The sequence below is a fragment of the Halobacillus sp. ABD4_316 genome (assembly GCF_056161385.1).
In genome coordinates this window covers 1-14,830 of sequence record NZ_JBSWZA010000013.1, presented here as the reverse complement: position 1 = coordinate 14,830, position 14,830 = coordinate 1, and the positions used below count along the sequence as shown (strand labels likewise).

Sequence of the window (14,830 nt, the reverse complement as noted above, 5' to 3'; positions counted from 1 at the left end):
AGTACATACCTTTAGATGGAGCGCCGAATGCTGGGAAACTAGCACGTTCGGTGTGGAGCAGGGGAAAAGCTGGAGATAATCTCAAACGCTTACCTATTGCTAACTTTAGTTGAATAAATTAAATCAGATAATCGGTTCCTAAACGTTGTGAAGGAACCGATTTTTTATCTCTAACTTTGCTTAACGTTGTATATCCGCATTTTCCTGACGCTACCCCTATATAAGCGCAAAGTTAGTGTGAATCAACGCTTATTTCTGTTTACTCAATTTACTTAATATCAAGTCTTCGTCAATCTTACTAGCATTAAGGTAGTCTGGATTTTGTAATATAATTGATATTGCTTCCCTAAGATATTCCATCACTTTTTCAACTACCGGTACGGTTTGTACTTCATCTAACTTTATTTCCCTTTTCTTTTCAGCATTAGGGTTTCCATGAACTATTGCAGATCTATAACCATAAATTTTTTTAACTGTCTTGAAAATCTCTAGAGGAGTTTCTTCTATTCTATATGAAATACTTAGTATAGCTGCCATTCTTAAAGCAAGTTTATGATTCAACTCAGACTTTTCACCATCTGACAAAAGAGTTTCTAGGGCAATCATTGCGTCAATCACTGCATCTTGTTCATTATCACGTAAATAACAGTGGTTTAATCTACGATTCGCTATCTTAATCTTTTGATTTTCACCGTTTCTAAGATGCAGAAACACCTTACCGATTTCTTCAGTATCACCAGTATTTAAGAATGGTAATTCAGGTTTAAGCCAATAAAAATCATTAAACTTCGTAGGATGAGCCTTTGTTACAGTTCCTTTAAGCGGTATCAAATTCCCCATATAAGATGAAGCCCAATCGACTGGACTAAATATTAACTGCGCATAACCAGTTTCATATCCAAATACAATCCTAATACTGTTAAAGAAATTGTCTATCTGTTCTGTGGGAAAAGCGGATTGTTCAGACAGTAAGTTATCTAGCGACCACTTATCTTGATTTTGAACTTCAAAATTCTTCAATACTAAAGCATGAGTAGCAGAACCGACGACGTTTTTATTTACCGGCACTGAATAACTAGATATATTTGTGCGCGATAATTGCATAACATCGTCCATTCTTTCTATAAACGTATCACTATCAATTTTGAATGAATCGAATTCAAACTTTAAGAAGAGGATAGGTACTACTACATCTAACTTAAGTGTTTCGTTAAATATATAATTTTCTAGCGGTTTGTAAAGGGGTTTAAAGCGTTCTTCTGTAAATTCAGATTGTTCACCATATATATGCAAATACCTCTCAACTAGAGATTCCGGAATAGATTTAATACTAATGTCTAATAATGTTTGACGATGCTGTTCAATAGTTGATTCTGAATAAAACCTTTTCATGAACGATTCACTAGCCTTAGCATGATTATAGTATTCAGAATATCCCTCTAGTTCAGTAATATTTACCGCGGGTTTCTCTTTAGATGAACTACTGAAAATCCTCTTGTAGTCTCTTGGGGTAGAAACCAAGATAGAAGAAGATACATCGAAGGACGGTAGTCCGTTCGGAAACCCATAGCTAGACTGTCTTGGCCATTCGTAATGTCTAAAAGAAAAGTCATAACTATCAGCTAGTACACTCTCAACCCTTTCCAAAGCTGCCTTGGTAACCTTGGATAAATAATTATAAAGTTTAGCATCTATTACTTCCATTAAAATTTCCCCTCTTTAATAAGATTACCTCCACATTAAGTCTGCAAATGAAGGATTGTTTTGATATAATCAAATCACGTTATATTAATCTTTGCAATCCTGACACTTTCCTTATACTTCCAAGTATAAAGCAGAAAGAAACTGTAATATAGAACAAAAAAGCAGGTTCACATACTATCCTTGCATTTGTATGTAAAGCAGATAGAAAGTGAAGTGAAATTGAGTTGCCTTACGCAGCCAATCTTAAAGGAATTTATTAACGGGATCACTGTATCCATTTATACGTAGCTATAAGACATAATTTACTTGAAGCTTTCAGAGCTTCCAAGTGAGTGATGTCTTTTTTTATTGCTTAAAACCAATTTATAAGGAGGAATAAAATGAACAATGATCAGAAGGAAACCAATTTAATGACTTTATGTAGGTGCCTGACCCCCTGCGCGTTAATATGATAAAGCGATGGGGGTCAGGCACTTTCACATCTTTATTTCAAGTCTTCAACTATTGGGGGCTAATATTTAATAAGATAATGGTGGCGTATTTCTTTAGAATATAATCTTGAAATAATAAAGGAGGATCTTGATGGAAAAGATTATTGAGCAAAATAAAGAAGAGATAATGATGAAGTATATTGTTGTTAGTGTTTTCTCCTTGCTGACTTTAAGGAAATTCAAGAAAGTAGAGAAACTGAGAAAAGATTTAAAAGAACAGCAAGAACTAAACGATGATTCTAATAGAATATAAGGAGCGTAAATTATCTTGAATTCGAGTCTTCCGTAAACGGGGGCGTTACTTGAACAATTGCCTTATGTGCTAACATTGAAGAGTACTTATTATGGAAAGAGGATGGGGGGTCTTTAATTGAAAGTCATTAGGATTGTATCAGCCATCATTGCATTATCCTTATTAGTTTTTAGCTTTACAACCGATAACAAACAAATCTTATCTTATACTCAGTTTTTTATTGGAACCATACTTTTAATTTACAGCATTTCAGAGTTTCAAAATGAACAGAAAGCTCGCGCAGTATATTTATTATTCCTAGCTGTAATTATTGTATTAATAGGAGCATTATCTCTTTAAATTTGATAAGGATGACCATCTGCCTGATTCAAGTAAGGTAGAAAGTTAGTAAATTACATAAAATATCTCCAAATCAAGTTTTGCGGAAACGGGGGCAATTATTCAATTAGGATGGTTGCCTTTTTCTATATATTCAGTAGTGAACAGTGCTTCTAAGATAGTGAAATTATTAAAGGTTATTCATTATCTTTTAGCGAATTCACGTAAATAGAGCTTAGTTGTAAAAAAGGGGGGTATTATTTTGAAGAAAATAAAGATCGCATATGTTTTTAACACGATCTTGAGTGGTTTAATCGCTATTCTTATATCAACTTTTTTTGCTGGAGGTACTATAGCTGAGAACTATACTGACGAGACTTGGGTCTCCCCAGAGTTTTTTGTGATTTTACCTATATGGGCTTTAGGATTTCTACTAGGATTGCTTATTTTTAAAAATAAAAACCCTGGGATATATTTGTTTATATCTATTCTTATCACATGGATTTCAATCCCACTTGGAGTACAATTGGGATTTAATCTAACTACATAATTTCCAATAGTGAATGCTATGTACCTCTATATGTCTTGAAATCAATTCTTATAGAAACGGGGGCTTATCTGCATAAAGATAAGCCTCTTTTTTGTGAAAAAGTATTGAGTTCCTACTCTCGTTTTGAAATAATTGGTATTTGTACTGGTGCATTTTATAGGATGAGTAAAGTAAAAAGATTCTTGTGGGTTCTTTCATGGTTGGATCTCAATTATGTTTAGTTTTCTTTGTTTTACTATTTATGTTTATTATTGGATTATTTTAATGCATTGTTTTTCGGAAAAATAAAGTTTCTCTTGATATCTAGATTTAAATAAACGTGGGGGATTGTATGACAAAGTTAAGGGTGACTTATATAATAAATTCTATTATTACAGGTTTTTTGGCATACCTTACCGCTTCCTTTTTCGCTAATGGGACCATTGCTGAAAACTATAGTGGAGAAGAAATTCATTATACTGAATATTATTTAACGATGCCCATTTGGGGATTGGGAGTATTAGTAGGTCTGTTGATTTACTCTAAAAAAATCCCAGGATTGTTTTTAGCTATTTCGCTCATTATTACTTGGGCGGCTATCCCGCTCGGTATAAACTTAGCTGAGACACTGGCATTCTCATAAACCAGAATATTCGGATTATACTTTAAATCTAATTCTTTAAAAGTCTCACAAGTTTCAGTTGTACAGCCATTAATAATTAAGACGAGCTGAAACACACCTCGCAAAGTTCTTGAAGTAAATCCTTGTATGTATACGCAACCGCACATGCCAAAATACATTTTGATGACCCAGATGGGAACAGTTTAGAGCTAATCACTTCTCTCAATTTATAGAGTAACATGATGCATAAAATACAAATTATCTTGAAATCAGGTCTTCCTGTATCGGGGGCTATTCTGAGATTAAATGATTAACATTTACCACAACGAAGTATAGCTTTACTTTCATCCCTGCACTGAATTATTAGTAGCGGGGATTTTAAAAAACTAATATGTGTCATTGACACATATATATCACTGATATAGCATATAGCTATGGATACAAAAAATGACAAATGGCACACTCAGTTAAGAAAAGGAACATTTGAATTAGCTATTCTATTGCTTCTGAAGAATGATTCCATGTACGGGTATCAAATAACGAAAAAAATGCAAGATGACAGTAGTTTTCCAATAGCAGACGGATCAATTTACCCTATTTTGAGAAGGATGAGTGCAAACAAATGGATAGATTCATTTAAAGAAGAATATGAAGGAAGGAGCAGAAAGTATTATTATTTAACCAATTTAGGAAAGGAGATTTTAGAAGCTCGGTGGAAGGAGTTTCTAAGTGTCTATTCGTTTTTAAATAACTTGAAATCTGGAGGGGGAGAAGAGAATGAGTAAAAGGTGTGCCGTGGAGGATTATCTAAGCCAGTTGGAACATAAATTAAGAGATTTGCCAGCAAATGAAAGACGTACCCATCTTAATGAAATTAGAGATCATCTCATGGAATTGGTCACAGAAGAAGGAAAAACAGAGGATCAAATTGTTGACTCATTTATTTCTCCTGAACAACTCAGTAAAGACATTCTTCTGGAAGAACAAACCTCCAAGCAAAAAACAGAGTTTGAGTTACCAGATTATTGGTTTGGAGTTACAGTTGTTTCAGTAGTGGCTCCTTTTGGTGCATTAGCTCTGCCACTTATTATGGAGAACATTGACATTGGTTTGTATTTACCGTTCTTTTTACAATTCATAGTAGGGACTGGAGTATTGTTTGTTTTTTATAAAACCAGACTCACAAATAAAAGAGGAGATACTCTTCGGAAAATAGGAAGAGTAATGATTCCGGTGTTAGCAATCCCATTTGCATTTTTTTCTATAAATATAATGCAGACAGGAGATTTGAGTACGTTTAAAATTGCCTACCTTGCTTGTTACTTATTTATTTGGATATTGACTTATTTTTCTGTGCGAAATTTATACCTTAGAAATATTAAGGTAGTAATAGTTTAGAGTAGGAATCGAAGTTTTAAATGCGGTTTATATAAAACATCTCGAAATCAAGTCTTATAGAGACAGGGCTTCAGTTGAATAACTCAAGTGTTAGAAAAGGAACTCCTAATCTTACAGGAGTTCCTTTTTATAGTCGTATCAACACAAAACTTGAACAGTGAAAAAAAGAACCGACAGCCTCGGTGATGAGACCATCGGTTCTTATAATTAGGCGGGAGGGGCGAGGAACTTATTCCCCCACCATCCCATCTCCATCTCTATCGTCCATATGAGGATATAACCAGTGGTCGCTGGTAATCGGCATACGGAAACCCGCGTCTTTTGCTTCCTGGATCGTTACCTGGCCATTGCCATTTGCATCCACGCTGGAAACATCCCCTTCGTCTGTGGACCCGGTTGAATCACTGGAGCTATCCGCACTCGATGAATCCGAGGCGTCGTCACCGGTAAGTCCAAGGGAGTCATTGACGTCATCCGGATTGACATTATCGAAGGAATCGACCACTTCATTGCCTTGTATCGTATACGTAAATTCATAATGGGATGGAATCTGTGTGTCCGTATCCGGATAGGTGATGATGGCTTCAAAATCTGTCGCACCCCCGGCGTCCCGGATGGCATCTTCCATGTAGGCTTGATCCCCGTGGCGATTTAACGTACTCTCCTGCGGCGTAATGTTATACGCATTGGAGACGCCTCCAAGGGAGTCCGCAATGACGTGCCCTTGGTCCAGCTGGTCACTCTCGACGCCAGGCACTTGTGCTTCATCCCAGTAGTATCTTCCGGATGAGACGACCGGCTCTGTATCGTCGTCCTGCAGAGTGATTTCCTCTGCCACAACTCTGACCAACTGACCGTGCTCATTGGTGAAAGCCCAGTATTCCCGGTCCCCGAATCCAATATCCACGACAACGTTCGCTTCCCGATCACCACTCTGGTCGCCACCATCGACCTCTATCCGGTCATAGCCCGAGAAGAGGTCTTCATTCGCATCAGGTGCCGGTTCTTCCTCTTCCGGCTCATCAGCAGCGGCCGGAGCGGCATCTTCTTCTGGTTGCTGTTCTTCCCCTTGTTCATCCTGCTTGTTTTCCTCTGCCTGCGCTGTTGTTTCCTCTTGCGCATCGGCGGTTTCAGTTCCGGTGGACGTATCCTCGGCATGGTCACTGCAGCCGACAATAAAGATGGTCAATAGGATCATCACGATATAATTCCATTTTCTTTTCATTCCAACACCTCTTCTTGTGATTTACTCTCTTCTTATAAATGGGACTCGTATCCAAATATACTATATTTCTCAAAGGAACGGTCACGCGAATGTCCTTTATAATAGAAGGATTCCTGCTGTTTTCTATTCATGCGGCTCGGGTACTTATCTTGCTGGTCCCGCGCGAAGCCCTATAAAGCAGGAACCCGGATGGTACGGCAGGTATCGGAAGGGTGATTGAATCGGAAAGAGCCACGCCTGAAAAGGGGTGGTTTTTTATTGGAGGTGATGGGGAGGTCTTAGCAGTCGGAGCAACGTCCGCTTCCGAGCACGTTCCGACGCTTTCCGGATGGCTTTACGCCTGCTTTGTGGTGGTTGCTATTGCAATCAATGACGTCTATTTCGAAAAGTAACGGGATTTCAAAATTGTCACTGAACGCTCCAGTGATTTCAAGCACTTTCTCGCCGTCAATGAACGCTTCTGCAATTGCTCCCGGGTCTAAGTCTGCAAACCCAAAAAACGTGAACGCCAAATTGAATCGAGTAAAACAGCCAGAGGGGAGGGATAGGTCGAAACAAATCCCGCAGCATTTCAAATCAGGGTTAGGGGAAAATCCAAATTTTTCTACAATAAAATCATCGTAAATCAAGGAAATCTCCTTCCCATCAGCAGAGATGAGGCCTGAAATACTACTTTCCGGACAGCCACTTGAACACCCCGCAGTAGGGAAGGAAAAACGCTGAAATTGAATATCCGCATCCATGGGTTTGATGGGTATAATATCTCCATCTGCAGAATCAATACCGGCAACGGCTGCTGAACCTATCCCACCGGATACAGATAGACTGAGTTCAAAACAAACCGTAACGCTTCCATCTGAACATAAACAATCATCCCGGCACAGCGTCAGTCTCTGAACGTTTTCCACTTCGCATCTCCTTTCTTTTGTAAGGCAACCGGTGCCTAATACTTATAATTCAATGAAAAGAACACTTTGACACTCGTCGTCTCTACTCCGCCGCTCGGAGTGACGGTGATGCTGTTGAGCTCCTGGAAGGTGAGAGATTCACAGTCCCCGGGGTTCACAGTAAGAACCTGCCCGCCGTTCAATTCTACGATAACGGCAGGACGGTCTTCGCCTCCGTTATTTTCAACGACGAGCGTACCGTTAATATCAAAGCCGGTCGTATTGGCATAAACGGTCTTGGCCGGACCGTCGGCCGTCAAAGATACATCGCAGCAAACGGAATCACTGACGCAGCATAAATTCTGCTTGCAGTTCAATCCCAATGTCATTCACCTCTCTTTCTCCCCTGTATGGCGCTGGTATAGTATATGGTGAATCTCTCGACGGCATATAGGCAGGAAAGAAGAATAATAGGACAATCCGCTATAATCTAGTGGTTTTATAGAAAACCCACACCTGAAAAGGGGTGGGTTTTTTGTTCCTGCTTTGTTCCTTTTTGGGGTCAAAATGTTCCTTTTTCGCCTTAAATGTTCCTTGTTTTGTTAGTTTTTGCATGTATGCAAGTATTTTTTATGTTTCAAAGCGTTGATATTTCCGTCTGGAAAAGTGGTGATTTTGCATCTATGCAAGTAAATTTCGTTCGATTGTTCCTGCTTTTTTCGAAATGTCCCTGCGATGTCCCTGGATTTTCACATCAAATAGGAACAGAAGAATTGCTCTATACCAGGGGGTCACAGAAATATGTTCCTTTGTTCCTCTTTTCTATAATGAAAGACTATAAATAAAATACATATACATACTCGTGTCGCACATATAAAAGATTCCTCAAAAAAACCAGGAACCGAGGAACATATCTTGAATTCAAGTATTTTTCAAAAAAGGGAGTTGTATCTTCTGTGACTTAGGTACTGCCTCCAATTTGAATTCGATACTATATATAGTACTTGTTTTACATTAAAATTCAATATATTGATTTATTTGGGTTTTTATGGTATATTATATGTGAATGGTAGAATATCCTGAACTTTTGATTATCGATAAAATTAATACCGGGGGTTATCACTCATGAAAGATATGAATATTGAAATGAAATGTAATGTTTGCGGGAACGATCAGTTTTCAAGCGTCGATGAGAATGTTGAGGATATGATGAGTGCTCCAGATGGAACGGAAATAAAATGTTCTGATTGCGCTCGAGTGGTAACTAAAGAACAATTAATTGAAGAAAACAGTGAGGTAATCAACGCTAACATTGAGGATTTTAAAGATGACATTATGAAACAAGTGCACAAAGGGTTTAAGAAGATTTTTAAGTAGGGCGAATTATGATTTTAACTGAAATGTGGATTCTAATAAAAGATGTGTTTATTTTTGTCGTTAAATATGTACTTCCGATAGCAGCCCTTGTAATATCTGGCCTCTCTTATAAAGATTCTAGAAAAGCTAGTAAGATTAGGGGAAGACTTAACGAAGTTGAAGAAAAGTTGAAAAATTATGAACTAGAAGAAAAAGAAAGGGAGCGAGAAGAGGCAACTAAAGCATGTGTAGAAGCTCGTGTTGTAAAAATTTCAAAAGGAAAATACAAGATGCGAGTGTGGAATTCAGGTAAGGCTACGGCCTATAACGTTGATTTCGAAACTCAACCGGAGTATGAAAACATGGTAATTAAAGAAAAAGTACCGTATGAGTTTTTAGATCCGGGAAAGAATTTTGAGGAGCATGTTTTAGTGTACATGGATACACCTGGAAAAATAAGTCTTACTACTATCTGGATAGATAGCCAAGGTAACCCACATTCAAAAGATCAAATTTTATCAATATAAAGTTTAGAAGGTAAAGTCCTCCCTCGAAAAATGTAGTCATTAAATTGTTAAATTGATATCTCAAAGGAAAATCAAAAACACTCAACGCAAGCACCTTGTTTACCCCAAGAAGTTTTTATCTATGAATGCTAAGTTAGAAGAATTAGCAGAAGTTCTACCACCAAAGGAAATATAAGAGGAACTTTGATTGGTGCTCTCTTGTGTATTTAATTCATAGTGGGAGGAAGTGTAATCTTACTAACATGGATGACTAACTCATCAAAAAACTTCCTTATATATAGCCTGCCAGCGTATGTAATTGAATACCCCTTGAATACCCTTTACCGAAGTTCAGTTTAAATCTCTCGAAACAGAAAAAAGTGAAAACATTGAGTTATAGCGGTTCATTAATTTCCATAAAATGGAAATTTATGCTACCTTTGAAAGAGCGTAAGAAATACGGTCTTAAAGGTGCCCGTCGCGCGCCACAATTCTCCAAGCGTTAAGTTTTGGACGATCCGAAAGACTCCCGACCATTATGGTCGGGAGTCTTTTTTTTGCTTTCCTATACGTTCAGGGTGTATCCTCCAGTTCCTGCGTTCAGTTTCCAAGCTGGTAGCTGAGGTTGACCTGCTCATATTTTTGTCTCTTGTCCCATACAATGATTCAGGGGAAGTACAAGGGAGTGTGAGCGATTGTGAGTCGACGATTGAAGACCTTTTTGTGGCTGGCTGGTGTGATTGTCCTTGTGTGCATGGTTTCCTATCCGATTCAGGAAGTGAAGGATGCATGGACGGTTTGGTCATCGCCGCTTTCCGGAAAAGTGATCGTTCTTGACCCGGGACATGGCGGTCCGGATGGTGGGGCGGTAGGCGGGGATGGTACAGAGGAAAAAATCATCACCCTGAAGATGGCGGAATACCTGCAGGATTACCTCCAGCAGGCAGGGGCCCTTGTATATATGACGAGGTACGAAGATGCTGATCTTGCTTCGGAGGGAACATCCGGTCTTTCCAGGAGGAAATCGGAAGATATACGTAATAGAGTGGAGTTTATCGAAGAAAAAGAAGCGGACTTATACTTAAGTCTGCATTTGAATGCCATTCCATCTGATAAGTGGAGCGGGGCACAGACGTTTTATTATCCGGAAAGCGAGGAAAGTGAATATCTCGCCAAGTTCATTCAAGCTGAAATACAATCCAACATGGGCAATACAAAGCGCGAGGCTCTCGGGCTCAGCAATATCTATATCCTGAAGCATGCACAGGCTCCCGGCGCCCTTGTAGAGGCGGGGTTTTTGTCCAACGACCGTGAACGGGAACTGTTGAAATCAGACGATTATCAAAGGCAGATGGCTGCTTCGATCTATCAAGGGGTGCTGCGTTTTGTCACGGAACGGGATTTCCCTGAGGAAAATGGATCGTGAGCAAATCACTTAGAAAGCGTTTCATGTATGTTATACTACAGGAAACGATCATTTTCTAAGGATGGTGAACCGGCTTGTTGACACAAGAGAAAGTACTAGAAATCCTGAACCCTATTCAAGATCCATTTTTACATAAAACACTGGAAGAAACCGGTGGAGTGGAAGAAGTAAAAATCAAGGAAGAAAAAAATCATGTCAGCGTGAAGATTCTGATTGGAAAGACGAATACAGCGGAGCAGATGGAACTGCAACAGACCATCGTCAATGCCCTGAAAAGCGGGGGAGCGGCGACAGTCGGTCTTCGTTTTGATCAGCTTCCGGATGAGGTTATTCAGAAATTACAGCCGGCCGATCAGCAGTCGGAGGATGCCTCTTTACTGAGCGGCAATACGAATACAAAGTTCATTTCCATCGCCAGCGGTAAAGGCGGGGTGGGTAAATCAACCGTAACGGTGAACCTTGCCGTAGCCTTAACACGTCTTGGGAAGAAAGTCGGCATCATTGATGCGGATATCTATGGTTTCAGTGTTCCGGATATGATGGGCGTGGAAGAGCGTCCGGTCGTCCGCGGGGAAAAAATCATTCCTGTTGAACGATTTGGAGTGAAAGTCGTTTCCATGGGTTTCTTTGTGGAAGATAACTCTCCGATCATCTGGCGTGGACCGATGCTTGGAAAAATGCTGACAAGCTTCTTTAAGGAAGTGGAGTGGGGAGACCTTGACTACCTGCTTCTAGATCTGCCGCCTGGTACGGGAGATGTAGCGCTGGATGTCCATTCGATGCTTCCTTCTTCCAAGGAAATCATCGTAACGACCCCGCACCCGACAGCTGCTTTCGTAGCCGCGCGTGCTGGTCAGATGGCGATTAAGACGGAACACGAGATTCTTGGTGTTGTGGAGAACATGGCTTACTTTGAAAGTAAAGAAACAGGAAACAAAGAGTTCATCTTCGGCCGTGGAGGCGGAGTGAAGCTTGCGGATACGCTGCAGACAGCTGTACTTGGCCACGTGCCACTTCAACAGCCATATGAGGAAGAAGAAGTCTTTGCTCCTTCTGTTTATCAGTCGGATCACCCGATCGGTGTCATTTATCGGAATATGGCCGCTAAAGTCATTGATAAATATTAATAAAAACCACGCGTCCCTTCACGGGGCGCGTGATTTTTTATAGACTTAACCGCTTTGTCCTTCTTCGCCGCCACTTTCAGATTGACTTCCGCCACTCTGCTGGCCGCTTTCCTCGGAATCGCCGCCTTGTTCTTCCCCGCTTTTCATTTCCTCTGCGGCTTTTAACAGTGTTTCAGTCATTTTTGCCTGGAAGACAGGACTATTCAACGTTTCCTCGATGGTGGTCTCCAAGTGTGCCTTGAACTTCTGTCCCTGCATGACAGTTACCATCTGCTCCATCATTTCAGGGTTTTTATAAATATCGATCATCAACTTCTGATATTCTGCATCTTTCATGAGCCCTTTCATCAATTCTTTCTGCTGATCCTCTAGAACTTTGCTGAATTCCTGGACGAACGCAGGGTCTGAAAAAAGCTTGCTCCAAAAAGCTTTACCTTCTTCAGATATCAACGTCTGCTGGACAGCTTGAGAGACGACTTCGGACTCTAAAGCCATGGACTGCTGCATCTCCTCATCGGAAAGGACTTCAGTCATCGCCTTTTTTCCATCATCGGACTTGAGGATATCGACCATCATTTTCTTGGTGGTATCGTAGTCCGCCTGTTCACTTGCTCCTGATGAACCATTACAAGCGGCCAGGAAAACAAGAACGAGAACGGGCAGCAATATACGGAGTCTGGACATCATTGCATGTCCCCTTTCTTATGTTCTCCATAGCCTTACTATTCGCGTTTCGACAAATTTTATACGTTCGGAGGCAAAGAGACAGGCTTCATGATAAAATACGGGGAGAAAGTTTTTGTACATATAGGGGGAGCGCTTGTGAACAGTCGTAAATGGGTACAGTTATTTTTATCAACGTTATGGATCGGCGGCGGGGTGACCCTGGCGGCCAGTTTCTTTTTTAAATTTGATTCGTACGCCGAGTTTTGGCAGCCCTTTCAATTATTTGAGCTGTTCGGTCTGCTTTTATTTTTTGCGGGTATGGGCTTTATATTCAGTATCATCAGTCAAATGGGTTTCTTCGCCTATTTGACCGTCAATCAATTTGGAAAGGGCCTGTTCCGTTCTGTATGGACACCGGTACAGCTGTTTTTAATTGCCTTTACTCTTTTTGATTTGGTGTATTTTCGATATCAGGCAGCTGAAAATGGGGCATCTGTCTGGGGATATGTCGTGACAGCGGCTGTGCTTTTGGTTCTATCGCTGATTGTTGCTTACATTAAAACAAAAGAGACAAATACCCATGCATTTATCCCCGCCCTATTCTTTATGGTTGTCGTTACAACGGTGGAATGGGTGCCGGCACTTAGAGCGGCAGGGAGTGATTATGTATGGTTGATGGTCATTCCTTTATTTATCTGCAATGCCTATCAGCTTCTTCTGCTGCATCGCCTTACGGGGCCTGCCCGTAGTGAAAATGCCTGACAAAAGCCGCCGTATCCTACGGCGGCTTCCTTTTATTATTGGATCTGACTCGTCCTGGCTTCGCCGCCACTTGCTAATTCGGTGATACTGACGAAGGAAAAGCCTTTTTGTTTCAATCCGGGGATAATGACCTCAAGGGCTTTAGGCGTCTGTTTGACCGAATCGGAAGCATGCATAACAATGATATCTCCTTTAGAGCTTTCGTTTAACACGGCATCGATGATGGCATTGGTGCCTGGATTTTCCCAGTCCCTTGGATTCAAACTCCACTGGACGGCCTGCAAATCGTTTTGTTCGATGGTTTTTAACACTTCTTTATTCATATGACCATGCGGGGGCCGGATCCATTGCATGTCTTCAAAGCCAAGCTTGGCAAACACCTCATCTGCCTTTTTCAAATCGCCGGCTACCTGGTCTGGTTCTTTCTCAAGGTAGCTCTCATATGTGTAGCCCATCATCCCGATTTCATGTTTTCCTTCTTGAATGGTTTTGACGATATCCGGGTGTCTCTCCGCCCATTCTCCGCTCAGGAAGAATGTAGCCTGGACTTGGTGGGCTTCCAGCTGCTTTAACACTTCATTGACCTTTTCCGTTCCCCAGCTGATGTTAAAGGTCAGCGCGATATGGTCCTGATCGCTGCTCCCTTGTGTAAGAGCGCGCGGCTCCCCATTATTAGAGAAAGCGGGCAGCTGCTCCCAGCGGCCGATCCACAGGGCGAAAGCACAAAATAAAGCAAGAAGAGCGATAATGCCGTAACGCTTAAGTCTTTCTGTTTTCCACGTGTAAAAGCTCATGGATCGACTTCCTTTCCTACCAATATGTTCTATACATATGAAAAAGCGGACAACCTATGCTAAAAACAATGAAATTAGGGTAGAAATAAATAGAGTCGTTTATCAGGGAGGTACTTTCAGATGCATGGGTTAATTATCAATGAACAGGAGCGTCGTGAAATAGAGTACTTATTAAAGCGGGAAATGGAAGAGATCACTTTTGATATGGGTGATCACCGGATTGATCAGGGAATGAAGCAGGCGATGGAAGAAAGGTATGAAGTGCTTTTTCAGATCTTCCGACGCTTTGCCGCAAGGGAAGAATGCCTGCAGTATATGCCAAGGAAAAAGAAGCAGAACTAACAGCTCGATAAATCCTGTCATCCGCACAGGATTTTTTTATTAAAAAAACATTAAAAAGTATTGCATTTGTTTTTTAACCTGTGCTATATTATTAAACGTTGTCGGGAAACAAAACGACTTGCCAAGCAGTTTGAAATTGAATTGAAATTGATTTGAAAAAGTTGTTGACACTGCTTCCCACAAATGATAAATTATTACTTGTCGCCGAAAACGACAGCCAAACGCTTTCTCAACTTCATGAAAAAAGTTGTTGACATGAAAAACAACACATGTTAAGATGATTAAGTCGCTGTTTTCGAACGGCCGACAACATTTGATCTTTGAAAACTGAACGAACCAACCAGTACGTCAAAACATTTCTTCTTTAATGAAGGAATTTGAAACAAGCACATTCGGTGTGCAGATGAGCAAGTCAAACTACTTT

General features: G+C 40.5%; 18 protein-coding genes and 1 pseudogene. 13 read left to right on the top strand and 6 right to left on the bottom strand.

Going from position 1 to position 14,830, the window contains the following annotated elements; translation table 11 throughout:
• Positions 1–249: 249 nt before the first annotated feature.
• Positions 250–1,704, bottom strand: a complete 1,455-nt coding sequence (locus ACXAJH_RS20280) for a hypothetical protein (RefSeq protein ID WP_474995036.1) — start codon at positions 1,702–1,704, stop codon at positions 250–252.
• Positions 1,705–2,286: 582 nt separating this feature from the next.
• Here ACXAJH_RS20280 and ACXAJH_RS20275 point away from each other — a divergent pair.
• The 6 genes from ACXAJH_RS20275 (at position 2,287) to ACXAJH_RS20250 (ending at position 5,315) form a co-directional block, all read left to right on the top strand.
• A complete protein-coding gene (locus ACXAJH_RS20275) occupies positions 2,287–2,448 on the top strand; it encodes a hypothetical protein (protein WP_160841069.1) in 162 nt (53 codons plus the stop codon).
• Between the two features lie 117 nt (positions 2,449–2,565).
• On the top strand, positions 2,566–2,787 hold the full coding sequence (locus tag ACXAJH_RS20270; RefSeq protein ID WP_474995035.1) for a hypothetical protein: 222 nt from the start codon (positions 2,566–2,568) through the stop codon (positions 2,785–2,787).
• A 241-nt stretch (positions 2,788–3,028) separates the two neighbouring features.
• On the top strand, positions 3,029–3,316 hold the full coding sequence (locus ACXAJH_RS20265) for a hypothetical protein (protein ID WP_474995034.1): 288 nt from the start codon (positions 3,029–3,031) through the stop codon (positions 3,314–3,316).
• 331 nt (positions 3,317–3,647) lie between these two features.
• Positions 3,648–3,938, top strand: coding sequence for a hypothetical protein (locus ACXAJH_RS20260; protein ID WP_474994634.1), 291 nt, complete (start codon positions 3,648–3,650; stop codon positions 3,936–3,938).
• A gap of 413 nt (positions 3,939–4,351) precedes the next feature.
• Entirely contained in the window at positions 4,352–4,702 is a 351-nt protein-coding gene (locus ACXAJH_RS20255; protein ID WP_474995033.1) for a PadR family transcriptional regulator, read from the top strand.
• Positions 4,695–5,315, top strand: a complete 621-nt coding sequence (locus tag ACXAJH_RS20250) for a DUF1700 domain-containing protein (RefSeq protein WP_474995032.1) — start codon at positions 4,695–4,697, stop codon at positions 5,313–5,315. The genes ACXAJH_RS20255 and ACXAJH_RS20250 overlap by 8 nt, the downstream gene beginning before the upstream one ends.
• Before the next feature lie 229 nt (positions 5,316–5,544).
• Here ACXAJH_RS20250 and ACXAJH_RS20245 read toward each other — a convergent pair whose 3' ends face one another.
• From ACXAJH_RS20245 to ACXAJH_RS20235, 3 genes are all read right to left on the bottom strand, one after another.
• Positions 5,545–6,540, bottom strand: coding sequence for a DNA/RNA non-specific endonuclease (locus ACXAJH_RS20245; protein ID WP_474995031.1), 996 nt, complete (start codon positions 6,538–6,540; stop codon positions 5,545–5,547).
• Positions 6,541–6,818: 278 nt separating this feature from the next.
• Positions 6,819–7,448 (bottom strand): DUF4360 domain-containing protein, encoded by a 630-nt coding sequence (locus ACXAJH_RS20240; protein WP_474995030.1) that lies wholly within the window; start codon positions 7,446–7,448, stop codon positions 6,819–6,821.
• A 35-nt stretch (positions 7,449–7,483) separates the two neighbouring features.
• Complete coding sequence (locus ACXAJH_RS20235) at positions 7,484–7,816, bottom strand: S-Ena type endospore appendage (protein WP_474995029.1); 333 nt, start codon at positions 7,814–7,816, stop codon at positions 7,484–7,486.
• Between the two features lie 736 nt (positions 7,817–8,552).
• Here ACXAJH_RS20235 and ACXAJH_RS20230 point away from each other — a divergent pair.
• The 5 genes and pseudogenes from ACXAJH_RS20230 (at position 8,553) to ACXAJH_RS20210 (ending at position 11,842) form a co-directional block, all read left to right on the top strand.
• Positions 8,553–8,804, top strand: a complete 252-nt coding sequence (locus ACXAJH_RS20230; RefSeq protein ID WP_474995028.1) for an ECs_2282 family putative zinc-binding protein — start codon at positions 8,553–8,555, stop codon at positions 8,802–8,804.
• 8 nt (positions 8,805–8,812) lie between these two features.
• Entirely contained in the window at positions 8,813–9,310 is a 498-nt protein-coding gene (locus tag ACXAJH_RS20225; protein ID WP_474995027.1) for a hypothetical protein, read from the top strand.
• Between the two features lie 419 nt (positions 9,311–9,729).
• Positions 9,730–9,795, top strand: a pseudogene (gene rpsI / locus ACXAJH_RS20220) (30S ribosomal protein S9); the annotation flags it as partial.
• Positions 9,796–9,986: 191 nt separating this feature from the next.
• A complete protein-coding gene (cwlD, locus tag ACXAJH_RS20215) occupies positions 9,987–10,715 on the top strand; it encodes an N-acetylmuramoyl-L-alanine amidase CwlD (protein ID WP_027953388.1) in 729 nt (242 codons plus the stop codon).
• A gap of 74 nt (positions 10,716–10,789) precedes the next feature.
• A complete protein-coding gene (locus tag ACXAJH_RS20210) occupies positions 10,790–11,842 on the top strand; it encodes an Mrp/NBP35 family ATP-binding protein (protein WP_474970255.1) in 1,053 nt (350 codons plus the stop codon).
• A 45-nt stretch (positions 11,843–11,887) separates the two neighbouring features.
• On the opposite strand, the gene gerD is transcribed toward ACXAJH_RS20210, so the two are convergent.
• Entirely contained in the window at positions 11,888–12,526 is a 639-nt protein-coding gene (gene gerD / locus ACXAJH_RS20205; RefSeq protein WP_474970256.1) for a spore germination lipoprotein GerD, read from the bottom strand.
• 138 nt (positions 12,527–12,664) lie between these two features.
• On the opposite strand from gerD, the gene ACXAJH_RS20200 reads away from it, so the two are divergent.
• Positions 12,665–13,270 (top strand): KinB-signaling pathway activation protein, encoded by a 606-nt coding sequence (locus ACXAJH_RS20200; protein ID WP_474970257.1) that lies wholly within the window; start codon positions 12,665–12,667, stop codon positions 13,268–13,270.
• Between the two features lie 35 nt (positions 13,271–13,305).
• Here ACXAJH_RS20200 and pdaB read toward each other — a convergent pair whose 3' ends face one another.
• Positions 13,306–14,064 carry a polysaccharide deacetylase family sporulation protein PdaB gene (pdaB, locus tag ACXAJH_RS20195; RefSeq protein ID WP_474970258.1) on the bottom strand — a complete coding sequence of 253 codons (759 nt, stop codon included), beginning with the start codon at positions 14,062–14,064 and terminating at the stop codon, positions 13,306–13,308.
• A 120-nt stretch (positions 14,065–14,184) separates the two neighbouring features.
• Here pdaB and ACXAJH_RS20190 point away from each other — a divergent pair, with 120 nt between their 5' ends.
• Positions 14,185–14,406: a hypothetical protein gene (locus ACXAJH_RS20190; RefSeq protein WP_027953383.1), complete on the top strand. Its 222-nt coding sequence runs from the start codon at positions 14,185–14,187 to the stop codon at positions 14,404–14,406.
• Positions 14,407–14,830: the final 424 nt, after the last annotated feature.